At 67.6% G+C, this 24,689-nt stretch carries 21 protein-coding genes; 10 read left to right on the top strand and 11 right to left on the bottom strand.

The window, feature by feature from the left end; translation table 11 throughout:
* Nucleotides 1–271: 271 nt before the first annotated feature.
* The gene (locus QZM72_RS19325) at nt 272–475 is read left to right on the top strand and encodes a cold-shock protein (RefSeq protein WP_006477070.1); all 204 of its coding nucleotides are present in this window, start codon (nt 272–274) and stop codon (nt 473–475) included.
* Nucleotides 476–579: 104 nt separating this feature from the next.
* On the opposite strand, the gene QZM72_RS19320 is transcribed toward QZM72_RS19325, so the two are convergent.
* The 3 genes from QZM72_RS19320 to QZM72_RS19310 form a co-directional block, all read right to left on the bottom strand.
* A complete protein-coding gene (locus tag QZM72_RS19320; protein WP_301738973.1) occupies nt 580–1,830 on the bottom strand; it encodes an Hsp70 family protein in 1,251 nt (416 codons plus the stop codon).
* Between the two features lie 188 nt (nt 1,831–2,018).
* Nucleotides 2,019–2,624, bottom strand: a complete 606-nt coding sequence (locus QZM72_RS19315) for a nitroreductase family protein (protein ID WP_089466549.1) — start codon at nt 2,622–2,624, stop codon at nt 2,019–2,021.
* 157 nt (nt 2,625–2,781) lie between these two features.
* Nucleotides 2,782–4,065, bottom strand: a complete 1,284-nt coding sequence (locus QZM72_RS19310; RefSeq protein ID WP_301738972.1) for an MFS transporter — start codon at nt 4,063–4,065, stop codon at nt 2,782–2,784.
* Nucleotides 4,066–4,283: 218 nt separating this feature from the next.
* Between QZM72_RS19310 and QZM72_RS19305 the strand changes: the two genes are divergently transcribed.
* On the top strand, nt 4,284–4,904 hold the full coding sequence (locus tag QZM72_RS19305) for a TetR/AcrR family transcriptional regulator (RefSeq protein ID WP_089466548.1): 621 nt from the start codon (nt 4,284–4,286) through the stop codon (nt 4,902–4,904).
* 85 nt (nt 4,905–4,989) lie between these two features.
* Complete coding sequence (locus tag QZM72_RS19300) at nt 4,990–5,562, top strand: DUF1415 domain-containing protein (protein ID WP_301738971.1); 573 nt, start codon at nt 4,990–4,992, stop codon at nt 5,560–5,562.
* A 48-nt stretch (nt 5,563–5,610) separates the two neighbouring features.
* Here the strand turns inward: QZM72_RS19300 and QZM72_RS19295 are convergent, their stop codons facing one another.
* The 4 genes from QZM72_RS19295 to QZM72_RS19280 all read right to left on the bottom strand — a co-directional run bounded on the left by QZM72_RS19295 (nt 5,611) and on the right by QZM72_RS19280 (nt 8,838).
* Nucleotides 5,611–6,501, bottom strand: a complete 891-nt coding sequence (locus QZM72_RS19295; protein ID WP_301738970.1) for an SAM-dependent methyltransferase — start codon at nt 6,499–6,501, stop codon at nt 5,611–5,613.
* A gap of 89 nt (nt 6,502–6,590) precedes the next feature.
* Nucleotides 6,591–7,724 (bottom strand): class I SAM-dependent methyltransferase, encoded by a 1,134-nt coding sequence (locus QZM72_RS19290; RefSeq protein WP_301738969.1) that lies wholly within the window; start codon nt 7,722–7,724, stop codon nt 6,591–6,593.
* A 135-nt stretch (nt 7,725–7,859) separates the two neighbouring features.
* On the bottom strand, nt 7,860–8,192 hold the full coding sequence (locus QZM72_RS19285) for a YegP family protein (RefSeq protein ID WP_301738968.1): 333 nt from the start codon (nt 8,190–8,192) through the stop codon (nt 7,860–7,862).
* A gap of 151 nt (nt 8,193–8,343) precedes the next feature.
* Nucleotides 8,344–8,838 (bottom strand): LEA type 2 family protein, encoded by a 495-nt coding sequence (locus QZM72_RS19280; RefSeq protein ID WP_301738967.1) that lies wholly within the window; start codon nt 8,836–8,838, stop codon nt 8,344–8,346.
* A 658-nt stretch (nt 8,839–9,496) separates the two neighbouring features.
* Here QZM72_RS19280 and QZM72_RS19275 point away from each other — a divergent pair.
* Entirely contained in the window at nt 9,497–11,665 is a 2,169-nt protein-coding gene (locus QZM72_RS19275; RefSeq protein ID WP_301738966.1) for a M1 family metallopeptidase, read from the top strand.
* Nucleotides 11,666–11,787: 122 nt separating this feature from the next.
* On the opposite strand, the gene QZM72_RS19270 is transcribed toward QZM72_RS19275, so the two are convergent.
* Nucleotides 11,788–12,708 (bottom strand): LysR family transcriptional regulator, encoded by a 921-nt coding sequence (locus tag QZM72_RS19270; RefSeq protein ID WP_089466541.1) that lies wholly within the window; start codon nt 12,706–12,708, stop codon nt 11,788–11,790.
* Nucleotides 12,709–12,869: 161 nt separating this feature from the next.
* On the opposite strand from QZM72_RS19270, the gene QZM72_RS19265 reads away from it, so the two are divergent.
* Together QZM72_RS19265 and QZM72_RS19260 are read left to right on the top strand one after the other, a co-directional pair.
* Nucleotides 12,870–13,847, top strand: coding sequence for a zinc-binding alcohol dehydrogenase family protein (locus QZM72_RS19265; RefSeq protein WP_089466540.1), 978 nt, complete (start codon nt 12,870–12,872; stop codon nt 13,845–13,847).
* A gap of 23 nt (nt 13,848–13,870) precedes the next feature.
* On the top strand, nt 13,871–14,023 hold the full coding sequence (locus tag QZM72_RS19260; RefSeq protein WP_080334215.1) for a DUF1427 family protein: 153 nt from the start codon (nt 13,871–13,873) through the stop codon (nt 14,021–14,023).
* Between the two features lie 27 nt (nt 14,024–14,050).
* Here the strand turns inward: QZM72_RS19260 and QZM72_RS19255 are convergent, their stop codons facing one another.
* On the bottom strand, nt 14,051–15,079 hold the full coding sequence (locus QZM72_RS19255; RefSeq protein ID WP_089466539.1) for a transporter: 1,029 nt from the start codon (nt 15,077–15,079) through the stop codon (nt 14,051–14,053).
* A gap of 213 nt (nt 15,080–15,292) precedes the next feature.
* Nucleotides 15,293–16,279 (bottom strand): phage tail protein, encoded by a 987-nt coding sequence (locus QZM72_RS19250; protein WP_089466538.1) that lies wholly within the window; start codon nt 16,277–16,279, stop codon nt 15,293–15,295.
* A 121-nt stretch (nt 16,280–16,400) separates the two neighbouring features.
* Here QZM72_RS19250 and QZM72_RS19245 point away from each other — a divergent pair, with 121 nt between their 5' ends.
* The 4 genes from QZM72_RS19245 (at nt 16,401) to QZM72_RS19230 (ending at nt 23,433) form a co-directional block, all read left to right on the top strand.
* Nucleotides 16,401–17,246 carry a M15 family metallopeptidase gene (locus QZM72_RS19245; protein WP_089466537.1) on the top strand — a complete coding sequence of 282 codons (846 nt, stop codon included), beginning with the start codon at nt 16,401–16,403 and terminating at the stop codon, nt 17,244–17,246.
* Nucleotides 17,247–17,547: 301 nt separating this feature from the next.
* On the top strand, nt 17,548–21,492 hold the full coding sequence (tssM, locus tag QZM72_RS19240; protein WP_301738965.1) for a type VI secretion system membrane subunit TssM: 3,945 nt from the start codon (nt 17,548–17,550) through the stop codon (nt 21,490–21,492).
* Entirely contained in the window at nt 21,489–22,478 is a 990-nt protein-coding gene (gene tagF, locus QZM72_RS19235) for a type VI secretion system-associated protein TagF (protein WP_301738964.1), read from the top strand. Before tssM ends, tagF begins: the two co-directional genes overlap by 4 nt.
* Before the next feature lie 4 nt (nt 22,479–22,482).
* Nucleotides 22,483–23,433, top strand: a complete 951-nt coding sequence (locus tag QZM72_RS19230; RefSeq protein WP_301738963.1) for an OmpA family protein — start codon at nt 22,483–22,485, stop codon at nt 23,431–23,433.
* A 99-nt stretch (nt 23,434–23,532) separates the two neighbouring features.
* Here the strand turns inward: QZM72_RS19230 and tssA are convergent, their stop codons facing one another.
* The gene (gene tssA / locus QZM72_RS19225) at nt 23,533–24,654 is read right to left on the bottom strand and encodes a type VI secretion system protein TssA (protein WP_301738962.1); all 1,122 of its coding nucleotides are present in this window, start codon (nt 24,652–24,654) and stop codon (nt 23,533–23,535) included.
* Nucleotides 24,655–24,689: the final 35 nt, after the last annotated feature.

Here is a 24,689-nt window from a genome sequence, read left to right as displayed (position 1 = left end):
GCGCCAAAATCGATCGACCCCTACAAAAAATTCGCATCGCTTGCAAGCTTTGTAAACCGAATATCCGCAATAACCCTGAATGCCCGGGAATACGGTTGACCGTCAGACGGATTAGCCGTATAAAGGACTTCGCAGGATTTCAAGTGGCGAGTGAATTGGTTCTTTCGTAGTTCGCCCATCAACGGTACTCCGGTTGGTCCTATTACCCCTTCCTTGATTTTCCGCACCCCATGGGCTTCGGCCCCGTTTTATCTTTTTAGGAACAAGTAACATGGCAACCGGTACCGTCAAGTGGTTCAATGACGCAAAGGGCTTCGGCTTCATCACCCCGGAAGGCGGCGGCGACGATCTGTTCGCGCACTTCTCGGAAATCCGCGTCGAAGGCTTCAAGACGCTGCAAGAAAACCAGAAGGTTGAATTCGAAGTGAAGACGGGCCCGAAGGGTCTGCAAGCTGCGAACATCCGTCCGGTCTAAGCTTGGCGCGATAATTCGTGTAAAAAAGCCCCGCTTCGGCGGGGCTTTTTGTTTTTGGGCGCCGGTTGTCCGTCCGGCATGGCGACCTTTTAGCCGCCCGCCGTTCAGCCGAACAGGCGCTGCGCGTGAATACCGAGCCCCGTCGCGACACTCGCCAGGCGATCGCCGAACACCGGCTGCGCGTCCGGGAACGCGCCGGCCAGCGCGCCCGACAGGAACGCGAGCCCCGTCGAACCGCCGGTGAAATACAGCGCGCCGACATCGCGCGGCGCCACGCCCGCGAGCCGCACCGTCTCGCGCGCGGCGTCGACGATGCGTGCGGTGTCGTCGCGGCTCGCATCGACGAGGCGATTCGCGTCGAATGCGATCTGCAGATCCTCTTCCACGTCGTTCAGGTCGATCATCGTCTCTCCGCCCGCCGCGACGCCGATCTTCGCTTCCTCCGCGCGCGCCATCAGCGCGTGCCCGAGCCGCTGCTCGACCACGCTCGTGAGGCGCTCGTACTGTCGCACGTCCTGGTACAGGTGCTTCATCAGCTTCAGCTCGCCGATCCGCTTCGGCGTGTAGACGGTGTTGATCAGGTGCCAGGTCGCGAGATCGAAGTAGATCTTGTTCGGCAGCTCGCGCCCTTCCGGGTCGAGCGAACGGTAGCCGAATGCGGGCAGGATCGCCGCCAGTTCGACCCGCCGGTCGTAGTCGGTGCCCGCGACGTGCACGCCGTGGTGCGCGAGCACGTCGTCCTTGCGCTCGAGCCGCGCCATCCGCGCCGGGCCGACGCGCACCAGCGAGAAGTCGGACGTGCCGCCGCCGATGTCGGCGACCAGCACGAGACGCTCGGCCGACTGGCGCGATTCGTAGTCGAAGGCGGCGGCGATCGGTTCGTACTGGAAGTGAACGTCCGCGAACCCGACCGACTGCGCGGCCGCCTCGAGCTGATCCTGGGCGAGACGGTCGGCGCGCGGATCGTCGTCGACGAAGAACACCGGCCGCCCGAGCACCGCGCGGCCGATCGGCGCGCCCGCGCGCGCTTCGGCCTTGCGCTTCAGGTGCGTCAGGAAGCGCGCGATGATTTCGGTGTACGCGATCGCGCTGCCGTCGCCGAGGTCGGTCGTCGTTTCCGCGAGCGGCGAGCCGAGGATGCTCTTCATCGAGCGCATCAGCCGGCCGTCGAAACCGTCGATATAGGAGGCCAGCGCCGCTCGGCCGTATTCGACCGTCTCTTCGTCGCTGTTGAAGAAGATCGCGGTGGGCAGCGTCAGGTGGTCGCCCTCGACGGGCGCGAGGCGCATGCCATCGCCGTCGGGCAGCGCCACGGCGGAATTGGACGTGCCGAAATCGATCGCGCAGTAAGTCATGGGAAATTGCCGCAGCAGGGCCGGCGCGAAAACGGAAAGGACGGGCTTTTTAACATGAAGCCCGCGGGATCACAACCGGGGCCGGCCACCCGTGCCGCGCGACGGGGGCCCGTGGCCACGGCGCGCGGCGTGGCGCGCCGGGAACAGGCACGGACAGGACGGATGACGCAGCCTGTCCGCCCGAGGGGTCAGGCCGCCGCGTCGAAGCGCTTCTTCCACGCACCGGCATAGACGACCTCGCCGAGCGCATGCCGCGTGCGCGGCGCCTTCTCGCGATCGCGCAGCACCGGATCGAGCTTGTCGACGTTGCCGTAGTGGCCGAGCGAGATGATCGACGCGATCGCGACGTCCGCCGGAATCGCGAACGCGTCGCGGAATGCCTTCGCGTCGAACCCGCTCATCTGGTGCGCGGCGAGGCCGAGCGCATGCGCCTGCAGCACCAGCGACATCGCGGCGGCGCCGGCGTCGTACAGCGCGGTCGGCGCCGGCTCGCCCTTCGGCGTCAGCGTGTGCGCGGTGACCGCGATCAGCACCGGCGCCGGTGCATTCCAGCCCTGGTTGAACGGCACCAGCGTCGCGAACGCGCGCTTGAACGCGTCTTCGTCCTGGGTGCGATCGAATACGATGAAACGCCACGGTTGCGCGTTGTACGCGGACGGAGCCCAGCGTGCCGCTTCGAGCACCGCGTGAAGATCGCCGGCGCTGATCGGCTCATCCGAATACGCGCGCGGGCTCCAGCGGCCCGCGATCAGATCGTGAATCGAAACAGTGGTGGGAGCAGGTTTGACGGACATGCGGTTCCTCGCTGACATCGATGAAGGGGCGCGAACGCCTTCGCGAACCGCAAGCATACCCGCTTGAGCGACTGCGTGCCCGATCCGGGCGCGCTATGCCAATCTCCGTGCGTGCAATGGCCGGCCGCAGCGCGTGCGGCTGGCCGGTCCGCCGCGCTCAGGCCGCCTGCGCGGCCGCGCGCGACGGGCCGCGGTTGATCCGCAGCACGATCAGCGCGCCGACGATGCACAGCCCGCCCGAGATCATCGACGCGATCGTGTAGTTGCCGAGGCTCGCGCGCAGCAACCCGGCGCCGAGCGCGGCGAACGCCGCGCCGAGCTGGTGGCCGGCGACGATCCAGCCGAACACGACCGGCGCCGCGGCCTTGCCGAACACATCGGTCGCGAGCCGTACGGTGGGCGGCACGGTCGCGATCCAGTCGAGCCCGTAGAACATCGCGAACAGCGGCAGCCCGAAGAAATCGATCCCGAACGCATGCGGCAGGTAGATCAGCGACAGCCCGCGCAGCCCGTAATACCAGAACAGCAGCACGCGGTTGTCGTAACGGTCCGACAACCATCCCGACAGCGTCGTGCCGAACAGGTCGAACACGCCCATCGCCGCGAGCAGCGACGCGCCCTGCACTTCGGTCATCCCGTAGTCGCTGCACATCGCGATCAGGTGCGTGCCGACATAGCCGTTGGTGCTCGCGCCGCAGATGAAGAAGCTGAAGAACAGCAGCCAGAAGTCGCGCGAGCGGCTCGCCGTCAGCAGCGTGCGGAACGCGACCGCGAGCGGATTCTCCTTCGTCGCGTCGGGCGCGGGCGGCGCATCGGCCGGCTCGCCGTACGGGCGCAGCTGCACGTCGGCCGGCCGCTCGGGCAGCAGCAACGCGACGAGCGGAATCACGATCGCGGCCGCCACCGCGACGACTAGTACGACCGGCCGCCAGCCGTGACGCTGCGCGATCGCCGCGAGCATCGGCAGGAACACGAGCTGGCCGGTGGCCGTGCTCGCGGTCAGGATCCCCATCACGAGGCCGCGCCGCGCATGGAACCAGCGCGTGACGAAGGTCGCGGACAGCGTCAGCGCGACGACGCCCGTCGAGCAGCCGACCATCAGCCCCCAGATCACCACCATCTGCCAGCTCTGCGTCATCATCGACGACAGCGCGACGCCCGCGCCCATCGTCACGAGCGCGGTGAGGATGGTCGGCCGCAGCCCGAAGCGCTGCATCGCGGCGGCCGCGAACGGGCCCGTCAGGCCGTACAGCGCGATGTTGACCGAAATCGCCAGCGAAATCGTCGCGCGGCTCCAGCCGAGCTCGCGTTCGAGCGGCACCATCAGCACGCTCGGCGTCGCGCGCGTGCCGGCCGCCGCCAGCAGGATCAGGAATACCACCGCCGCCGCGAGCCATCCGTAATGGAAGCGCCCGCCGATTCGTGTCACTGCCCAGTTCATCTTCACGTTCTCCAGTGGGCGGTTTTGGCGCCATCGCGCGTGCTCCGCCCCGACCGAGCCACCTCCGCCGCGCATTTCAACATCGGCTGACCCGGGCCGATGCTTGGCATTCGTCTGTCGAGCCGGCGCGATTGTTACCGACCGGTCACAACTGTGTTGCGATCGTAGTTACCAGTCGGTAACATGTCAAGCAATCCATTACGTAGTCGAGGGTCATCATGTCGGGCATCGAGGCCGCCAAACCGCTGGCGCGGCGCACACGCCGGCCGATCGACGGCGCCACCGCGCAGGAGCACCTGCTGCGTGCCGCCGAGGAGCTGTTTTACAGGGAAGGGGTGCGCACGGTCGGCGTCGAGGCGGTGGTGGAGCGCGCAGGCGTCAACAAGATGAGCCTGTACCGCCAGTTCTCGTCGAAGGACGAGCTGATCCTCGCGTATCTGGAACGGATGGACGCGTGCTTCTTCGAGCGGCTCGACACGAGCGCCGCGAAGCATCCGGGGCAGCCGAAGGCGCAGTTGATCCAGTACTTCGTCGATCTCGCCGAACGCGCGACGCAAAAGGACTATCGCGGCTGCCCGTTCGTCAACGTCGCCGCCGAATTCCCGGATGCGTCGCACCCGGCGCGCGAACGCGTCGCGCAGAACAAGGAGCAGTTGATGAAACGGCTCGTCGCGCTGTGCGAAGGCGCCGGCGCGCGACAGCCGAAGGCGCTCGCCGATGCGCTCGCGCTGGTGGTCGAAGGCATCTATGCGGCGAGCCAGACCTACCGGCATGGCGAAACGCCGATCGGCACCGCGCCCGCGCTCGTCACGCAGTTGATCGAAGCGGCCTGCGCGTGACGGCCCGCGCGCGTTGTTCCCCGGCGCGCCCGCTACAATGCGGCCCTTTTTGCCCTTTTTGCCCTTCCGCCCGACTGGTACCACGATGACCGACACCCGCCCCGACTCGCCCGACGACATCCTCGCCGCCACGCGGCACTGGCTCGCGCGCGCGGTAATCGGGTTGAACCTGTGCCCGTTCGCGAAAAGCGTCTATGTGAAGGAACAGGTGCGCTACGCGATCAGCGAAGCGACGACACTCGAAGACGCGCTCGCCGAACTCGAAACCGAGCTGCGCGCGCTCGACGCGGCGGACCCGCAGCAGCTCGATACGACGCTCGTGATCTACCCGCACGTGTTCGCCGATTTCGTCGACTACAACGATGCGCTGTTCTTCGCCGAGCGGCTCGTGCGGCAATTGCGGCTCGACGGCGTGCTGCAGATCGCGAGCTTCCATCCGCAATACCAGTTCGACGGCACCGAGCCCGACGACATCGAGAACTACACGAACCGCGCGCCGTACCCGATCCTGCACCTGCTGCGCGAGGACAGCATCGCGCGCGCGGTCGACGCGTTCCCGGACGCGTCCGCGATCTACGAAAAGAATCAGGAAACGCTGCGCCGCCTCGGCCACGAAGGCTGGCGCGAATGGATGCGCCGGCCGGGCGACGACGTGTGAGGCAACGTGCAACGCGCTGCGCGGGCGCCATGCCCGCGCGGCCGCCCGTCAGCCTTCGGCGGGCTCGACGGCGGCGTCGCCCGCCGCGGCGGCCTGCGTGACGAAGAAGCGCTCGTTCAGTTCGGCGAGGCCGAACATCGCGAGGATCTCGTTCAGCCGCTCGCCCGGCTTGCGGCGCGGCAGGTTCTTGTACTGCGCGATGATCAGCTCGTTCTTCATCGAATGCTCCCAGCCGACCAGCTCGGTCACGCTGACCTGGTAGCCGTGCGCCTCGAGCTGCAGGCAGCGCAGCACGTTGGTGATCTGGCTGCCGAATTCGCGCGTATGCAGCGGATGCCGCCACACCTCGGTCAGCGCATTCGCGAGCGACTTGCCCTTGTTCCTGCGCAGCACGCCCGCGACTTCCGCCTGGCAGCACGGCACCAGCACGATGTGCTGCGCGCGCTTCGCGAGCGCGAAGCGGATCGCGTCGTCGGTCGCCGTGTCGCATGCGTGCAGCGCGGTGACGACATCGACCGTTTCGGGCAGTTGCGGCGACGTGATCGAATCGGCGACCGACAGGTTCAGGAACGACATGCCGCCGAACCCGAGCCGCGCGGCGAGCTCGGTCGAGCGCGTGACGAGATCCTCGCGCGTCTCGATGCCGTACACGTGCGATGCGAACGCCGGCGTGCCGTGCCCCGGCTGCTGCTTGAAGAACAGGTCGTACAGAATGAAGCCGAGATACGACTTGCCGGCGCCGTGATCGACGAGCGTCACGTGGCCCTTGTCGGCCTGCACGCCGGCGAGCAGCGGCTCGATGAACTGGAACAGGTGATAGACCTGCTTCAGCTTGCGGCGGCTGTCCTGGTTCAGCTTCCCGTCGCGGGTGAGGATGTGCAGTTCCTTCAGCAGCTCGACGGACTGCTCCGGGCGGATTTCGTGGGTCTTGTTCGACATCGTGAAGCGGCGCCGGGCCACGGTCGGTCGACCACGGCCCGGCGGCGGGAATTCGTGAGGAATGGCGGTAGTTTACCGAAAATACGCGGTCAGGCCCGGGCGCCGAGCCGCCACAGCGACGTGACCTCGGCGCGGCGCGCCGCATGCAGCGGATCGTCGGCGTCCGTCGACTTCGGATGCGCGGGGCGGATGTCGTCGCGGCCGAGCACGACGAGGCCGGCTTCGTCGATCCACTGCAGCAAGGTGTCGCGCGGCCGCAGGCCGAGATGCTCGGCGAAATCCGACAGGATCAGCCAGCCCTCGCCGCCCGGCTCCAGATGTGCGGCCAGCCCCGCGAGGAAACCGCGCAGCATGCGGCTGTCCGGGTCGTAGACCGCGTATTCGATCGGCGCGCTCGGCCGGGCCGGCACCCACGGCGGGTTGCAGACCACGAGCGGCGCACGGCCGGAGGGAAACAGGTCGGCCTCGACGATCTCGACCTGGCCCGCATGGCCGAGCCGCGCGACGTTCTCGCGCGCACAGGCGAGCGCACGCGGATCCTGGTCGGTCGCGACGATGCGCTCGACGCCGCGCGACGCGAGCACCGCCGCCAGCACGCCGGTGCCCGTGCCGATATCGAATGCGAGCGACGTCGCCGGCAGCGGCGCACGCGCGACGAGCTCGACGTATTCGCCGCGCACCGGCGGGAACACGCCGTAGTGCGGATGGATCGGCGCGCCGCCGAGCGCCGGGATCGGCACGCCCTTCTTGCGCCACTCGTGCGCACCGACGAGACCGAGCAATTCGCGCAGCGACACGACCGACGGCGCGCCGCCGGGGCCGTACGCTTCCTCGCAGGCGGCCCGCACGTCGGGCGCGCGGCGCAGCGGAATCGTGTAATCGGCGTCGAGCGGGATCAGCAGCATGCCGAGCGTGCGGGCGCGCTGCGATTGCGCGAGACGATGCAGGTTGAACGCCTCGACGCCGGCCGCGGCTTTCGCCTTCTTCGGCTTGCGTTCGACACGGCGCGCCATCGCCTGCAGAAGCTGGCGCGCATTCTGGAAATCGCCCTGCCAGACGAGCGCGGTCCCCTCGCACGCGAGGCGGTAGGCCGCATCGGCGGCGAGGCGGTCGTCGGCGGGCACCGCGCGCTTCGGCGGTTGCACGCCGGCTTCGGAGCGCCAGCGCACGGCATGATCGACGCCGTCGGCGTCGGTCCAGTGGAAAAGGGGGAAATCGGTCACGCGAACTCGGTACGGTTGGCTTCAACGGCGGCGAGAATTCACCGCGCGGACCACACCATACCGCGCTTTGCCCGACCCGGCAAAACAGGCGCCGCGACGGTCGACCGAAAGCATGCGTCGCGGCGCAACCGTCAATCAGCCGAGATCGAAGGTTTCCGCAACGGGCGCATCGCGCTTGACGGCCGCGATGCCGTTCTCGCGCCCTTGCACGCTCTTGTACGTCTCGCTCGTGCCGATGATCTGGTGGTTGGCGGCCTTCAGATTGAACATGGGCTCGCCGTTGTGGGCGAGCTTGCGCTCGTAGCGCGCGTCGAGCGGCGCGTTTTCCCGCACCGACGCGATCCCGTTTCGCGCGCCGCTTTTCTCCTCGTACCGCTCGCTCGCGAGGATGATCTCACCGTTCGCCGACTTCAGGTGGAAGTAGTACTGGCCGTTCGTGGCCTTCATCAGCTCGAATTTTGCCGCCATGGATTGCCCCTGAAAAATGTCCGACCGCCGGACATCGGCAAGTGTAGGGGCGCCACGACAAAAATCGATATTGCGCCGAAATAAGCGTTGAAGACTGTCAAATGGTGAATTTTTAGAAACATTTGGCCGACGTTGAATCCAACCGAACGAGCTACCCGCCCCACCCCGGCAAGGCCGGCAGACGCAGCGTGCCCGCGTCCTTGAAGTGCACGGTGCCCAGCCCGCTGCCGGCGAGCCGGCCGCGCAGCGCATACGGCAGCTCGCCGTTCGCGGCCGCGCCGGGCAGGTTCCACGCCTGCCGCGCGGCCGCGAAGGCCGACACCGAAACCGGCACGTCGAGCACGGCCTCGCCGAACCGCGGCACGGTGCCCGCCCGATCGCTGACGCCGCTCGCGAACGGCGTGCCGTTCAGGTCGAGCGCGACCGAGATGCCGTCGTAGTCGATCGGCGCATCGTTCGGATTCTGCACGCGCAACTTCAGGCTGAAGCGCATCTCGAGGCCCTGCCCGACGAGCGGGTCGAGCCCGGCGACCGACACGCGCACCGGCTCGCGCGTGAGCGCCGCGCAACCGCCCAGCAGGAGCACGGTCGCGACCAGCGGCAGCACGGCGCGCAGCGGCGCGAGACGGGACAGGGCTCGTGGCATGGGAAGGTCTCCTCGCGGCAATCGGTGAACGGGACGCGTCGCTGCATTGTACCGGCCGGCCTGTGCCGGCCGTGCCGTCCGTCACCGGATTTCGTAGTTTCGGCGGCTCCGCAAGATCGTTAATAGATTAAAACTACGGAATTGCCGGCCAAACGGAAAGCGCATTAATGACTTTCAGCATTCAATGAAGCGCTCGGAATTCAATAGATGCGCTTTCTAAATTTTTCGTTTCCTTTACCCAAAACCATCAAGTATATTTACGCATCCTTGGAGCAAGCCGACAAACCTTGATGCCGCATGACGGCGAATTTACAGGACGGCGACACGCTGTCCTTCCGTCCTGCGGCCTGGCCCGGCCAGCCCCGTAGGTCGTCGGTTCAAAGTGATCGCGCGCCCGCGCCGGGCGTGCGGCCCCGTGTCGTGCGCGCGAAATCAATTCAGTACAACACGCGTCCGGCCATTTTGAACCGGCCAGTTAAACGACATCCGGAAATCCAGAGGGGGCAGTAAACCATGATTACCTTCACGTAGTCGGCCGCCGTCTTTTTCGAATAATCCGTCATTGGCTTCTTTCGCTGTTGATTAAACGGCGAGGGGATTGCTTTTGCCGGTGTTTTCGCAGCACTGAACGATTCTTTCAACAATCGAGGTTTCAGTCATGTCGATTCATATTCGCAAGATGCGTTATCTGCCGCTCGTCGCCGCGCTGGCGCTCGCCGGATGCGGCGGCGACGACGGCGGTGCGGGCTCCGCTTCCGCGCTCAGCTCGGCCGGCGCGCCGCATACGGGCTCGTCGCCCGCCGTCACCGCGCCGCCGAGCGCATCGAACGTCGACAAGAGCGTCTCGCCTGTCGAATTGCCGGACACCGTGGTGCCCGTGAACTACCGGCTGTGGTTCCGCCCGAACGACGCGCTGAACGCGTTCGACGGCCGCGCCGACGTCGAGATCAAGGTGCTGAAGCCGGTCAACAACATCGTGATCGCCGGCCACCGGATCAAGTTCACCAACGGCCGCATCACGCTGCAGCCGGGCAACATCCAGCTGATCGCGACGCCGCAGGACAAGGGCGACTTCTATCAGTTGCGCCCCACCGCCGGCACGATCGCACCGGGCAATTATTCGCTGCACATGGAGTGGTCGGGCATCATCAACTTCAAGTCGTACGACGATCCGGCCACGCAGACGGGCGGCAGTTGCGGCGACGATCCGTATCCGGGCTGCTCGGCCGCCGAAGGCGTGTTCCGCGTCGACCTGAAGGGCACCGACGGCAAGACGAGCGGCGCGATCCTGACGCAGGGCGAAACCAACCTGTCGCGCCAGTGGTTCCCGGGCTGGGACGAGCCGGCGTTCCGCCCGACCTATGAAGTGACGGCCGAAGTGCCGCAGAACTGGCGCGTCGTGTCGAACGCGGCCGAGAAACCGTCGACCAACGTCGGCGGCGGCTACAAACTGGTGCAGTTCGAGAAGACCCCGCCGATGCCGTCGTACCTGCTGTTCTTCGGCGGCGGCCTGTTCGACACCTACGAGGACGATTTCACGAGCCCGCTGCCGGGCGGCAAGGGCGGCCTGCACCTGCGCGTGTTCACGCCGCCGGGCATGAGCGACTGGGCGAAGCCGGCGATGGACCGCACCAAGCAGGCGCTCGACTTCTACTACCGCTACACGGGCATCCCGCTGCCGCTGACGAAGTTCGACACGGTGGCCGCGAACGACGCGTTCAAGGAGCAGAAGGACCTGAACTTCGGCGGGATGGAGAACTGGGGGTCGATCCTCGAGTTCGCCGACGACATCCTGCCGCAGCCGGGCCAGCCGATGTCGCACTACGGCAACGAAGTGCTGACGCACGAAGTCGCGCACCAGTGGTTCGGCGATCTCGTGACGACCGACTGGTGGGACAACGTGTGGCTCAACGAATCGTTCGCGACGTTCTTCGAGACGAAGACGACGATCCAGTTCTTCCCCGACGAGTTCAGCTGGCTCGACCAGGTGAAGAACAAGTATCGCGTGATCAATCGCGACATCGGCCCGAACGCGTTCCCGGTCGCGCCGAACTTCAACGACTGGGCGTCGAACGACTTCGTGCTGAGCGCGAGCGCGTTCACGTACGACAAGGGCGGCCACGTGCTGAAGACGCTCGAGAACTATCTGGGCGAGCAGACCTTGCGCAAGGGGCTGCAGCAGTACCTGGTCGACTACTCGTTCGGCAACGGCACGCCGAAGCGCCTGTGGGATGCGCTGTCGAAGGAAAGCGGCCAGTCGGTCGGCCCGATCGGCGACAGCTACGTGCGTCAGACCGGCGTACCGCTGATCTCGCTCGACACGCAGTGCGACATGACGAAGAACCAGACGGTCGTCACGCTGAAACAGCAGCCGTTCCCGAACCAGAACGCGTATCCGGGCCTGCAGTGGACGGTGCCGATCACGCTCGCGTACGGCCAGGGTCTCGCGAAACGCACGACGCTCGCGCTGAAGGACACGCAGGCGCAGACGCGGATCGACGGCTGCACGGGCGTGGTCGCCAACCCGAGCGGTCTCGACTACTACGTCGTGAACTACAGCGACGCGGCCTGGAGCGGGCTGCTCACGCAGGTGAACAGCTCGACCGATCCGGTGCTGCTGGCGAACCTGAAGAGCGAAGCGGCGCTGCTGGTCGCGAACAACCTCGCGCCGGCTTCGCGCTCGACGTCGATCGGCTCGGTCGCTTCGCCGGCCGCGATGAAGCTGCGCCAGACGCCGACCTTCGGCGGCGTCGAACCGGTGACGAAGGAACGCCCGGCACGGCAATACCAGGGCCTCTTCAAGCCGCGCAAGGTACTGACGCAGTAACGGTGCGGATCCGGCCGGCGCCGCGCGACCCGCGGTGCCGGCCGGCGTACCGGTTTCTCCGACCTGTTGACGGGCCTCGCACGCGAGGCCCTTTTTTCATGCGGCGCGGCGTTCGCCGGCCGTCACGCCCACGCGGCATCCCACGCCGGCTGCGCGAACCACGTGGCGAGGAACGCGACGAGCCGCGACGTGCGCGCACTGCCGCGCGGCTGCTGGCGCAGCACGTGAATCGTCGCCGGCTCGGGCGCCGCCGCGTACTGCGGCAGCAGCGCGCGCAATCGTCCGTCGCGCAGCGCGTCCGCCACGAGCCAGGTCGGCAGGTGCGCGAGCCCGAGCCCGTCGATCGCCGCCTCGAGCAACGCTTCCGAATGATTACTGCGAAACCGCGGCTGCGCCGGCGCGTGGCGGCGCTCGCCGAAGCGCCATGCGCCGGGCGGCGGTGCGCCATGCCATGCGAGACAGTCATGGCCGGCGAGCGCGTCGGGCGATGCGGGTTCGCCGCGCCGGGCGAGGTAGGCCGCGCTCGCGCACAGCACGCGCCGCTGCGGCGCCAGCACCGTCGCGACCAAACGCGTGTCCTCGAGCGGGCCGATGCGCACCGCGAGATCGACGTCGGAGCCGAGCCGCGCACCCTGCAGGTCGACCATGCTGTCGGTCAGCACTAGGTCGACCTGCAGCGCCGGATGGCGCTGCATGAACGCGGCCAGCGCGGCCATCAGGTGCCGCCGGCCGAAAGGCGCCGGACAGTCGATGCGCAGCAGCCCGCCCGGTTCGTCGTGCTGACTGTGCAGGTCTTCCTGCAATCCGCGCAGTTCGGCCAGCATGCGTGTCGCGCGCCCGTACAGCAGCTGCCCGGCCTCGGTCGGCCGCAGCGCGTGCGTGGTGCGATGCAGGAGGCGGATGCCGAGCTGCGTCTCGAGCCGGTCGATGCGCCGCGTGACCGACGACGCGGCGACGCCGAGCCGGCGCGCGGCCGCCGAGAAGCTCTGTTGGTCGACCACGTCGACGAACAGCGCGAGGTGCGGGGAAAGGAAGTCGTCCATTCGTGAGCCTGCGGATTTGGCTATGCGGAATACGCAAAACAATCATCCGCCTTTGCACGTTTCCGCGTCAAATCGGGCCCGCTAGACTGCATTCACCGGTTTCATCCGCCGCACGCGCCGGCCCGCCGGGCCGGGCGGCCGCCATCTTCACGGAGATCATCATGCGCAGCATCCGCTTCGACACCCCCGCCGCCGACATCGAGTCGCTCGACGCGCTAGTCCGGGACATCGCCCCGCCCGTACCGGCCGACGGCCAGATGCTGATCGAGGTGCGCGCGGCCGGCGTGAACCCGAGCGACGTGAAGGCCGCGCTCGGCCGCATGCCGCATGCGGTGTGGCCGCGCACGCCCGGGCGCGACTGGGCCGGCATCGTGCGCAGCGGCCCCGATAATTGGGTTGGCGCGCCGGTGTGGGGCTCGGGCGGCGATCTCGGCGTCGGGCGCGACGGGTCGCATGCGGAGTGGCTCGTGCTGGACGCCGCGCACGTGCGCCGCAAGCCGGGCGTGCTGACGCTCGACGAGGCGGCCGGCGTGGGCGTGCCGTTCGTCACCGCGTACGAAGGCCTGCGCCGGGCCGGCATGCCGACGGCCGACGACGTCGTGCTCGTGTTCGGCGCGAACGGCAAGGTCGGCCAGGCCGCGATCCAGCTCGCCAGCGCGCGCGGCGCGACCGTGATCGGCGTCGAGCGCGGGCCCGGCGGCTATCGCGGCCACGCGTCGGGCGACGTCCATATGATCGACGCGTCGAGCCGCACGGTGGCCGACGCGGTGCGCGAGTTGACCGGCGGCCGCGGCGCGGACGTGGTCTACAACACGGTCGGCAGCCCGTATTTCGAAGCGGCGAACGCGTCGATGGCGATCGGCGCGCGGCAGATCTTCATCTCGACGATCGAGCGCAGCGTGCCGTTCGACATCTTCTCGTTCTATCGCGGCCAGCATACGTTCGTGGGCATCGATTCGCTGCAGCTCGGCGCGGCCGCGGTCGCGCAGATCCTCGACACGCTCGCGCCCGGCTTCGGCAACGGCACGCTGCGCCCGTTCCCGATCGGCGACGACTACGTGTACCCGCTCGAGCGTGCGCACGACGCGTATCGCGCGGTGCTGGCCGGCGCGCGCGAGCGCGTCATCCTCAAACCCTGACACCGGACCTACGGGAGACCGCCATGATGGATTACGTGACCTCGCTCGCGGTGGGCATCGGCGTCGGCGTGTTGTACGCGCTGCTGCACGTGCGTTCGCCGGCCCCGCCGCTCGTCGCGCTCGTCGGCCTGCTCGGGATGGTGATCGGCGAACGCGCGATCGCGCTGCTGCGTTGATGCGTTGATGCGTCGCCCGATGCCGCGCTAGCGATCGTCGCGGCGCCGGAACGCCCACCACGCGGCCAGCGCGGTGAAGCCGGCAACGAGCAGCACCATCAGCCAGAAGCCGTGCTTGTTCTCCGAGAACGGCACGCCGCCCACGTTCATCCCGAAGAAGCCCGCGACGATGTTGATCGGCAGCGCGATCACGGTGACGAGCGTCAGCGTGAACAGCGTCCGGTTGTTCTGCTCGTCGAGGCGCGAACCGATCTCTTCCTGCAGCAGCTTGATCCGCTCGTTGAGCCCCGCCAGATCGGCGAGCACCAGCGAGAATTCCTCGGTCGACTCGCGCAGTTCCTGCACGTCCTCCGTATGCAGCCACGCGGGCGGCTTCGCGAGCAGCCGGAAGATCGAGCCGGGCTCCGGCGCGAGCATGCGCTGCAGCCGCGTCAGCGTGCGTCGCATCGCGCCGAGCTCGATCCGGCTCGACGTGAGCCGCTGCGACAGGAAGCGATCCTCGATGCGGTCGACGTCGATGCTCGTGCGCCGCATGATCTGGATCAGCAGGTCGGCCTGATCGCGCAGCAGATGCACGAGCAGCTCCGCGGGCGAGCGGAACGGCTCGCCGTCGCGCACGCATGCGCGCAGCGTGTCGACCGAGCGCAACGGCTTGAGCCGCGCGGTCACCATGATGCGCCGCTCGACGTGGACGAACAGCGTCGCGATCTCCGACGGCGTGAGCTCGAGATTGAACATCACGTCGTTGACGACCGCGCGCAACGCGCCGTCCTCCTGCTCGATGCGCGTCGAGCGCGAGCCTTCGTGCAGGAATTCGAAGAAGCTGTCGGGCAAGCCGAGATGCGTGCGCATCCAGCGCTCGCTCGCGCCGTGCGCGAGATTGAAATGCAGCCACACGAAATCGCCCGATGCGGCCGCGCCGTGCTCGCGGCACGTGCGCAGCCACGCGGCGGCCGCGTCGGCATCGAGCAGCGCGCCGGCGCCGCCCGGAACGAAGCGGAATCCGCACACCATGCCGGACGTATCGGCGCCGTAAGTCTGTACGATCAGGTCCATCGTGTCGAAGGGGGTGCGGCGCGCGGCGCGCCGCACGTCGCGGGTCGCGGGCCCGCGCCGGGAAAAGAAAGGAAACGTATGCCCGACGGGCGTGACGCGTTCGTGACAGAGTCACGCGGCATCATACCGGCAGCTTCTCCGTGCCGTCGAAAACAACGCGCCGCCCAATGGGCGGCGCGGACAGGGAAACCCTCGTGGCGTGCGCGACAGGCGTTACTGCCGCGTCTCCGACTGCGCGGCGCTCGGGCACGCGGGGTCCTTGCCCCAGTGGCCGTCGCACACGCGCCAGCGGCACAGCTGATCCTCGAAGAAACCGCGCTCCGAACACGCCTTCACGCGCGACGCCAGCGAGCCGCCGGTCGCCGCCGTCTTGGTCGGCACCGCCTGCGCCTTCTGGGCGGCGAGTTTCTTGTCGGCCGGCTTCGTGCGCGCGACGAGCGCCGCAAGCAGATCGGCATCCGGATCGTCCTTCTCACCCGCCTTCGCGGTTCGGGTCGGCGTCGCTTCGCGGCGCTTCTTCGCCTGTGCGAGTTCGGCCTGCTGTTCCTTGCGATGCTTGCGGGCCTCGGCCTTCGTGTCGGCCTTCGCCTCGGTTTTCGTGTCGGTCTTGCCGTGGGCCGCGACCTTCGTGCTCTTCGACGCGTCGGCCTTCGCCGTCCTGGTCGTCGCCGCTGCCGCGGCAGCCGCCGTTGCGGCGACACCGGCCGTGGCCGCCGCGCCCGAACCGTCGTCGGCGCCGTTGGCGAGCGCGCGCGACAGGCGGCTGTTGTCCGCGCCGGAAGCGGATGCGCCCGACGCCGATGCGGATGCAACGGTCTGGGACGCCGAATCGTCATTCACGATCGTGGCCGGTTGCACGGCCGATGCGGCGGACGCACCGCTCTGCGCGACCTGCTCGGCGGCGCCGCTGGCCGGTGCGGCCTTGGCCGCTGGTGCCGTCGCGGCCGCGATCGCGGCAGGCTGCTCGCCCGACGACTGTTGCATGCGCCACGCGCCCCAGCCGCCGACGGCCACGACCAACGCCACGACGGCGGCGATCGGCGCCTTCAGCGAACGGCGCGGCGGCTCGGCGGGTGGCGTGACACGCCCTTCCAGATCCGCGAGAATGCGCGACTGCCGTGGTCCTCCCTCGCCTGCCGGTTTAGTATCTGACAGCAGGCTGGGCGGAGTTTTCGAATTTGAATTTTCCGGCGCACTCATTCAGCGTCTCATTGAATCCTGGTTTAATTCACCGCGATAATATAGCCCGGCTTCTCGAAGCAGCCTGATTCTAAGAGCAAGCATTGCAAAACACAATCAATTCCAATTTCCGGGGATTTCGTTGATTGCCGTCGCACTCGTCGCCTATTTCGCCCTTGCCGTCGCCATCGCGGCACTGTTGCTTTTACCGGGTATCCGCGCGACCGTTTTCGAATCGGTCGCCCAGTTTCATGGCCGCCTGACGCGCCGGGCGAACGATCGCGCCGCCCGCGCGCGCAGTCAGATTGTTAAATCGGCAAGCGTGACGCGCGGCGCATTTAGTGACGTGCAAAATTTACTGGTTCGGCGGCGCTTGATGATTATGGTGTCGGCAGGTATTCTTGCGACGCCGCCATTGGTGGCCATTGCGTTACGCGGTCGGCAATTATTTCAGTACGACGACACGGCGCGCGTGCCCGACGAGAAGATCGCCGCGCTGTTGCAGGGCGAACAGCTCGTACCGCCGCCGCCGTTGCCGCCGGAAGTCTTTGCCACGAAGGAAGTCGAGCAGGTCCGCCCGGCGCTGAAGGACGCAAGCCGCGACTGGAACCTGCTGGACCCGGATTTCCGGACGCGTTTGCTGCTGGTCTACAAGATCATGCACGAACAATATGGTTATGAAATGGCGCTGCTGGAAGGCTACCGGAGCCCGGAACGACAGAACCGGCTCGCGCAGATGGGCACGAACGTGACCAATGCGGCGGCCTTCCAGAGTTATCACCAGTTCGGGCTGGCGGCCGACAACGCGTTCCTGCGCGACGGCAAGCTGGTCATTTCCGAGAAAGATCCGTGGGCGATGCGCGGCTACCAGTTGTACGGCCAGGTCGCCGAGCAAGTCGGCCTGACCTGGGGCGGCCGATGGAAAATGATGGATCTCGGGCACGTGGAATACCATAAACCCGGTTTTAAACTGGGACGCGGCAGCTAGTCAGGGCTGCCGGACAAGAAATAATGAGGGCGGCATGGGGCTTTTTAATCACCCGGCAGGAAACGATTTGGGCGGCGCAAACAATCGGGCATTCCGGTGCGCGATTTTTTCCGGCCGCCGCTTCCGTTTTAAATCTCACAGCGTCCTTTCGTTAATGCGCGCGCCTTCTCCGATGCCGCGAGCGCGTTGATGCCGGCCTCCTTCATCCCGTTTGACAGCATGGCGACACATCGCGGCGCCACCCTTGCCGCTCGACGCGCCTGCGTCGCCTCATCGAATCGCACCGGAACCTGAACGTCCTATGCAACGCATCCTCAACGTGCTGACTCATCCGCGTACGCTCTCGATCGTCGGGATCGTCGCGCTAGCGGCCATTCTGTTCATCGTCGCCGACATGCTGCAGTTGCCGCTCCTGTGGGCGGCCATCGCGTTCGCGGCGGTCCTCGCGCTATGGCTCGTCGTCGCGCTGTGGCGCCGCTGGCGCGTGAAGCGCGCGAACCAGCAGCTCGGCCAGGTGCTGGAAGAGCAGGCGGAAACCGGCAAGATCGCCGCACCGGCCGCCGCCGCGCTCGCGCCGGACGCGAAGACGGCCGACCTCGACGTGCTGCGCACGCGCCTGTCGGACGCGGTGAAGACGATCAAGACGTCGAAGATCGGCCAGGTGTCGGGCGGCTCCGCGCTGTACGAACTGCCGTGGTACATCGTGATCGGCAACCCGGCCGCGGGCAAGAGCAGCGCCGTGCTCAATTCCGGCCTGCAATTCCCGTTCGCGGACAAGAACAGCGCCGTGATCCACGGCATCGGCGGCACGCGTAACTGCGACTGGTTCTTCACGACCGAAGGGATCCTGCTCGACACGGCCGGCCGCTATTCGGTGCACGAGGAAGACCGCAGCGAGTGGCTCGGCTTCCTCGGCCTGCTCAAGCGCTACCGCCCGAAGGCGCCGATCAACGGCATCATCGTCACGGCCAGCATCGCCGAACTCACCGGCAACCGCCCCGAATTCGCGATCAACCTCGCGAAGAACCTCCGTCAGCGCGTTCAGGAGCTGACGGAAAAGCTCGAAGTGTTCGCGCCGGTCTACGTGATGTTCACCAAGGCCGACCTGATCACCGGCTTCACCGAATTCTTCAGCAGCAGCGACAAGCACGAGTACGACCGCGTGTGGGGCGCCACCCTGCCCTACGAGCCCGACGACAAGCGCGACGTGGTCGCGCAGTTCGACACGCACTTCGAGGAACTCTACGAAGGGCTGAAGGAAATCAGCGTCGCGCAGCTGTCGCTGTCGCGCGGCAACCAGCTGTCGCCGGGCCAGCTCAGCTTCCCGCTCGAATTCTCGACGATCAAGCCGTCGCTGCGCGCGTTCCTCGCGACGCTGTTCGAGAACAACCCGTTCCAGTACAAGCCGATCTTCCGCGGCTTCTACTTCACCAGCGCGCTGCAGGAAGGCGAAACCAACAGCGCGGCCGCGCAGCGCATCGCGCAACGTTTCGGCCTCGACGGGAGCGCGCTGCCGAAACCGCACAGCGCGTTCTCGAAGAACGGCTTCTTCCTGCGCGACCTGTTCTCGAAGGTGATCTTCGCCGACCGCCAGACGGTGCGCCAGTTCGCGAGCCCGACCAAGACGCGGCTGCGCTACGCGACCTTCTTCGGCTTCGTTGCGGCGCTCGCGCTCGCGCTGGGCGGCTGGACCTGGTCGACGATCGGCAACCAGCAGCTCGTGTCGAACGTGCAGGCCGACCTCGACAACGTCACGCGCCTGCAGCAGGGCCGCAACGATCTGCAGTCGCGCCTGCAGGCGATGGACATCCTGGAAGACCGGATCGAGCAGCTCGAACAGTTCCGCCGCGACAAGCCGCTGTCGGTGTCGCTCGGCCTGTACCAGGGCGACCGTCTCGAGCAGCACCTGCTGACCGAGTACTACAACGGCGTGCGCCAGATCCTGCTGGCCCCCGTGTCGCAGAACCTCGCGTCGTTCATGAAGGACGTGAACGCGCATCCCGAGCAGCTGGTGCCGATGACGCGCCCGCCGGAATCGGGCGCCGTGCAGGGCGGCACGCTGCCGGTGTCGACGAACGCGGCGGGCGCTGCCCCGCAGGCCGGCGCCGCGCTGGCCGCGTCGGGCGCCGCGCCGGCCGCCGCCCCGCAGCAGCCCGCCGCGCCGCAGGGCGGCCTCTACAGCGACGCGTCGCCGACCAACGTGCAGGACGCGTACAACGCGCTGAAGACCTACCTGATGCTGTCCGACAAGCGTCACGTCGAACAGGCGCATCTGACCGACCAGCTCGCCCGCTTCTGGCGCGGCTGGCTCGAGACGAATCGCGGCAACATGCCGCGCGACGAGATGATCCGCAGCGCCGAGCGCATGATCTCGTTCTACCTGTCGCGCGTGAACGACGACGACTGGCCGATGATCGACGCGAACCTCGCGCTCGTCGACCAGACCCGCGAGAACCTGCGCCGCGTGGTGCGCGGCATGCCGGCCCGCCAGCGCGTGTACGAGGAAATCAAGGCCCGTGCGTCGACCCGCTTCGCGCCGATGACCATCGCGCGCATCGTCGGCGACGGCAACCAGGGGCTCGTGGCAGGCAGCTACGCGATTCCGGGCACGTTCACGCGCGAAGCGTGGTTCGACTACGTGCAGCCGGCGATCCGCGATGCGGCGACCAAGGAGCTGCAGGCGAAGGACTGGGTGCTCAACACGTCGACGCAGGACGACCTGACGCTCGAGGGCAGCCCCGAGCAGATCCAGAAGACGCTCGTCGGCATGTACAAGACCGAGTACGCGCAGCACTGGCAGAAGTTCATGCAGGGCATCGCGGTGCAAGGCTTCACGAGCTTCGGCCAGGCCGTCGACGGGATGAACCGCTTGGGCGACCCGCAGGATTCGCCGATCCGCAAGATCCTCGAGACCGCGTACGACCAGACGTCGTGGGACAACCCGTCGCTCGCGAACGTGACGATCAAGAAGGCGCAGACGGGCGTCGTAAACTGGGTCAAGCAACTGTTCACGCGCTCGCAGGCCGGCCAGATGGCGGCGGCCAACATCGACATCAACGGCAATCCGGCCGAGGTGCCGATGGGTCCGATCGGCCAGGAGTTCGTCGGGCTCGCGCGGATCGTCGCGACGCATGACGGCACGTCGATGCTGAAGAGCTACATGGAATCGCTGTCGAAGGTCCGCACGCGCTTCAACGTGATCAAGAACCAGGGCGACCCGGGGCCGGGCGCGCGCCAGCTGATGCAGCAGACGCTCGACGGCAACGGTTCGGAACTCGCCGATTCGCTGAAGCTCGTCGACGAGCAGATGCTGACCGGCCTGACCGATTCGCAACGCAAGTCGCTGCGCCCGCTGCTGGTGCGGCCGCTGATGCAGGCGTTCGCGGTCGTGATCCAGCCGGCCAGCGCCGAAGTCAACAAGGTGTGGAACGCGCAGGTCTACCAGCCGTTCCAGAACTCGCTCGCGACCAAGTACCCGTTCGCCGCGAACGCGAAGGTCGAGGCCGGCGCCGGCGAGATCGCGCAGGTGTTCGGTCCGGACGGCTCGATCGCGAAGTTCGTCGGCACGACGCTCGGGCCGCTCGCGGTGCGCCGCGGCGACACGCTCGCCGCCCGCACGTGGGGCGACATGGGCATCGGGCTCACGCCGGACTTCACGAACGGCTTCGCACGCTGGGTCGCGCCGCTCGCGGGCGGCGCCGCCGGCAGCGCGGCCGCGTCGTCCGAGCCGCAGACCGTGTTCCAGATCCTGCCGCAACCGAGCACGGGCACGACGGAATACACGATCGCGATCGACGGCCAGCAACTGCGCTACCGCAACACGCCGCCGCAGTGGACCAACTTCGTGTGGCCGAACCCGCAGGGCTCGCCGGGCGCGACGCTGTCCGCGACGACCTTCGACGGCCGCACGGTGCAGCTCGTCAACGAGCCGGGCCGCTACGGTCTCGAGAAGCTGATCAACTCGGCGCAGCGCAAGCGCCGTCCGGACGGCACCTTCGACCTGACGTGGGCACAGGGCAGCGTGAGCGTGTCGGTGACGATGCGCATCATCAGCACGTCGCAACCGTCGGCCGGTGGCGGCGACCAGCCGCAGCAGCAAAGCCTGCGCGGCCTGCAACTGCCGTCGTCGGTCGCCGACGCGAGCGCGGGCGCCGCGCAGAACGCGACGCAAGCCGGCACCGGCACGCCGGGCGCCGCGCCGGCCGTCGCGGCCGCCAACGCAACGAATGCACAGAGGGCGCAATGACGCAAACCGTACAGGCGCAAATCGCCTACTTCGGCAAGATTCCGTCGCGCGGCGACTTCGTGAAAAGCGCGCACAATCCGCAGCTGCTGCAGACGCTCGATCGCTGGATCGCGCAGGCGCTCGAACTGCTCGCGGAAGATCCGCGCTGGAAGATCGTCTACGAGGACGCGAAGCCGATGCATTTCGCGTTCCTCGGTTCGCGCAGCAAGCTCGCGATCGCGGGCCACATGGTCGCGAGCCACGACGTGTCGATGCGCCGCTTCCCGTTCCTCGGCGCCACCGCGCTGGAAGTCGACCGGCCGCTCGCATTCCTCGCGCGCAGCCCGCTCGCGTTCGCGCGGCTGTGGTCGCGGGTCGCCGCGCAGATCCCGCCGCTGCTCGGCAAGGACGAGCCGCCCGGCGCGCTGCAGGCGCTCGGCGACACGCAGGTGCCGATCGACGTCGGCGGCCCCGGCACGTCGCATGACGGCACCTTCAACGATTTCGTCGAACACCAGTCGCTGCACGGCCTGCAGGAGATGCTGCTCGACAGCGGTCATCCGGTGCGGCTGCGCGGCGCGATGCTCGCGCTCGGCTCGCTGCTGCGGCCGGTGATGCAGAGCGGCTCGTCGCACATCGAACGCGGCCTCACGCTGCCGCTGCCGGTGGATCCGTTCTACCGCAGCCTCGTCGCGGCGTTCTGGCTCGAGCTGATCGCGCCGTTCGTCGCACAGGCCGACTTCGAGCTCGCGATCTTCATCGGCACGATCGCCGAACGCGAACGACTCGTCATCGGCTTCAACGGCGCGTCGGCGAAGACGCTGCTGAGCGTCGTCGACCCGCAGACCTACGCCGCCCACAACATCGACATCGACGATCCCGAGTGGATCGACGCCCATGCGCAAAACGATCACCAGATCAGCAAGCTCCTCAGCTACCTCGACCAACCGCAACTCTCGCTGCGCTTCGCCATCGATGCGTTCCGCGAAGCGTTCATCGGAGGCTGACGGCATGCATCGCACGATTCAGGTACGGCGCACGCGCTTGTCGTCCGCCGTCTCGCCCGCCCTCGCCGTGCTGTTCGCAGCCGGCCTCGTCGCGAGCGGCGCAGCCTTCGCGCAGAACACGGGCGCGACCGTCACGCCGGTCGGCAACGGTACGGTCGCGACGACCGCGCTGCCGCAGGCGAACCCGAGCGCCGGCGGCGCGTCGGGCACGATGGTGCACGGCACCGCCGGCACGATCGCGCCGCCGCCCGCGAACGCCACGCCCGGCCAGGTGGTGGTCGGCGGCAAGGTGCCCGACGAGGCGACCAAGGCCGCAGTGCTGCAGAAGCTGCGCGACACCTACGGCGCGACCAACGTCGTCGACCAGATCGAGGTGGGCGACGTCGCGACGCCGCCGAACTGGAGCGCGAACGTGCAGAAGCTGCTCGGCGCGCAGCTCAAGCAGATCAGCAAGGGCCAGTTGAAGATCAACGGCACGCAGATCGAGATGAAGGGCGAAGTGCACAACGAGGCGCAGCGCCAGCAGCTCGCGAGCGACATGGCGAACACGCTGAACCCGACGTACACGATCAAGAACGGGCTGCGCGTGTCGGCGTCCGAACAGGGCGTGCTCGACCAGACGCTCGCGAACCGGACGATCGAGTTCGAGACCGGCAGCGCGACGCTGACGCCGCAGGGCAAGCAGATTCTCGACCAGATGGCGGTCGCGCTCGCGAAGATGCAGAACCGCACGGTCGACATCATCGGCCACACCGACAACTCGGGGAACCGGGCGTCGAACATCGCGCTGAGCCAGGCGCGCGCGGATGCGGTGAAGGGTTATCTGATCACGAAGAACATTCCGCCGCAGCAGATGACGACGACGGGGGTCGGGCCGGATCAGCCGATCGCGCCGAACGACACGGCGGATGGCAGGGCGAGGAACCGGCGGATCGAGTTCCGGGTGGGGCAGTAACGGGTGTAATGGGAAATCGGCCGGCCGCTCGCTCAACGGCGACGCGGCGCGGCACGGTACACGACGGGCGGCGGCAGCGATGCGCCGCCCGTCTTGCGTTTACGCCTGCTCGTCGGGCCGCACGCCCAGCAGCTCGCGAATGTGCGACAGCGAGCCGTCGTCCTTCACGACGCTCTCGAGCCACTTGTGCAGCGGCATGTCTGCCCATTCGGCCGCCTTGTCGGCGAGATACGCGACCGGGCTGTGCGGCTCGGTCTGACGGAAATAGCGCGCCACGGCACGCAACTGGTCGACGGCCTGCGCGCGGTTCTGGATGCCGGCGATCATCTGCGTCACCGGCGGACGCGAAGCGGTCTGCTGCTGCACGTGAGTCTCCTCGGTCTGGATCGGCTGGCCGAACACCGGCTCGATGCGTTCTGGCTGGGCCTGCTGCGCCGTCTGCGTGTGCGGCGCGCTGCCGGTATAGCCCTGTTCGCGCGCAAAGCGCTCGGCGAGCCGATATACGGTCTCGAACGCGTCGCGCGCCTGCCGGAAGCTCGGCGCGGAATCGCCCGCGCGCTCGACGAGCCGCTCCTCGAACGCATCGAGCGCGAATTCGAACGCCTTCAGGTTCGCCAGCAGCGCCGTGTAGAACGCGATCGACGTCACGCGCCGCGACGCATCGATCTGCTCGATCGACGGCTTGCCGCGCGCGATGTCGTCCGCGTGTTCGGGGTCGCGCTTGATCGACTGCGCGACGTGCTGCGCAACTTCCCAGTCGAGCGTGCTGAACGCATTCGATGCGCCGTCCGTCAGCGGCACCGCGCGCAGCAGCTCGGCCGTGCGGCCGGACAGCCACGCGACGTTGCCGAGCCGGTGCTCGACGTCGTCGTCCTCGGGCAGCGGGTGGAAGGTGTCCCAGAAGTCGCGGCACATCCCCTCGAGCAGCGCATAGCCTTCGGTGAGGCCCGTGATGCCGTCCTCGAGCGCGAGCGCCTCGGTCAGCCATACGGCGAGCCGCAGGTCCTTCGTCCGCGTGCGCAGCAGTTCGCCCGCATGGTCGACGACGAAGCCCCAGTCGGCCTCCTTGATCTCGGTCACCCATTCGCCCTGGTCGAGCGTCGGGTCGTCGTAGCGCCGCGCGTCCTGGATCGCGTCGAATTCGTTCGAAAACAGCAGGTCGTCGCCGCTGGGCGACGCGTCGCTGATCGGCGTCAGCAGCTCGGGGAGATTGATCGGCATGGTTCAGTGAATCCGTTGATGCATGAGAGGTCGCG

The sequence above is a fragment of the Burkholderia sp. AU45388 genome (genome assembly GCF_030481585.1).
Classification (GTDB): domain Bacteria; phylum Pseudomonadota; class Gammaproteobacteria; order Burkholderiales; family Burkholderiaceae; genus Burkholderia; species Burkholderia sola.
The sequence above is the reverse complement of the archived record's forward strand: the minus strand, read 5'-3'. Positions and strand labels throughout refer to the sequence as shown.

Coding starts and splice junctions, on each gene's coding strand:
- QZM72_RS19325 (WP_006477070.1), top strand. CDS start 272: ATGGCAACCGGTACCGTCAAGTGGTTCAATGACGCAAAGGGCTTCGGC.
- QZM72_RS19320 (WP_301738973.1), bottom strand. CDS start 1,830: ATGACTTACTGCGCGATCGATTTCGGCACGTCCAATTCCGCCGTGGCG.
- QZM72_RS19315 (WP_089466549.1), bottom strand. CDS start 2,624: ATGTCCGTCAAACCTGCTCCCACCACTGTTTCGATTCACGATCTGATC.
- QZM72_RS19310 (WP_301738972.1), bottom strand. CDS start 4,065: ATGAACTGGGCAGTGACACGAATCGGCGGGCGCTTCCATTACGGATGG.
- QZM72_RS19305 (WP_089466548.1), top strand. CDS start 4,284: ATGTCGGGCATCGAGGCCGCCAAACCGCTGGCGCGGCGCACACGCCGG.
- QZM72_RS19300 (WP_301738971.1), top strand. CDS start 4,990: ATGACCGACACCCGCCCCGACTCGCCCGACGACATCCTCGCCGCCACG.
- QZM72_RS19295 (WP_301738970.1), bottom strand. CDS start 6,501: ATGTCGAACAAGACCCACGAAATCCGCCCGGAGCAGTCCGTCGAGCTG.
- QZM72_RS19285 (WP_301738968.1), bottom strand. CDS start 8,192: ATGGCGGCAAAATTCGAGCTGATGAAGGCCACGAACGGCCAGTACTAC.
- QZM72_RS19280 (WP_301738967.1), bottom strand. CDS start 8,838: ATGCCACGAGCCCTGTCCCGTCTCGCGCCGCTGCGCGCCGTGCTGCCG.
- QZM72_RS19275 (WP_301738966.1), top strand. CDS start 9,497: ATGTCGATTCATATTCGCAAGATGCGTTATCTGCCGCTCGTCGCCGCG.
- QZM72_RS19270 (WP_089466541.1), bottom strand. CDS start 12,708: ATGGACGACTTCCTTTCCCCGCACCTCGCGCTGTTCGTCGACGTGGTC.
- QZM72_RS19265 (WP_089466540.1), top strand. CDS start 12,870: ATGCGCAGCATCCGCTTCGACACCCCCGCCGCCGACATCGAGTCGCTC.
- QZM72_RS19260 (WP_080334215.1), top strand. CDS start 13,871: ATGATGGATTACGTGACCTCGCTCGCGGTGGGCATCGGCGTCGGCGTG.
- QZM72_RS19255 (WP_089466539.1), bottom strand. CDS start 15,079: ATGGACCTGATCGTACAGACTTACGGCGCCGATACGTCCGGCATGGTG.
- QZM72_RS19250 (WP_089466538.1), bottom strand. CDS start 16,279: ATGAGTGCGCCGGAAAATTCAAATTCGAAAACTCCGCCCAGCCTGCTG.
- tssM (WP_301738965.1), top strand. CDS start 17,548: ATGCAACGCATCCTCAACGTGCTGACTCATCCGCGTACGCTCTCGATC.
- tagF (WP_301738964.1), top strand. CDS start 21,489: ATGACGCAAACCGTACAGGCGCAAATCGCCTACTTCGGCAAGATTCCG.
- QZM72_RS19230 (WP_301738963.1), top strand. CDS start 22,483: ATGCATCGCACGATTCAGGTACGGCGCACGCGCTTGTCGTCCGCCGTC.
- tssA (WP_301738962.1), bottom strand. CDS start 24,654: ATGCCGATCAATCTCCCCGAGCTGCTGACGCCGATCAGCGACGCGTCG.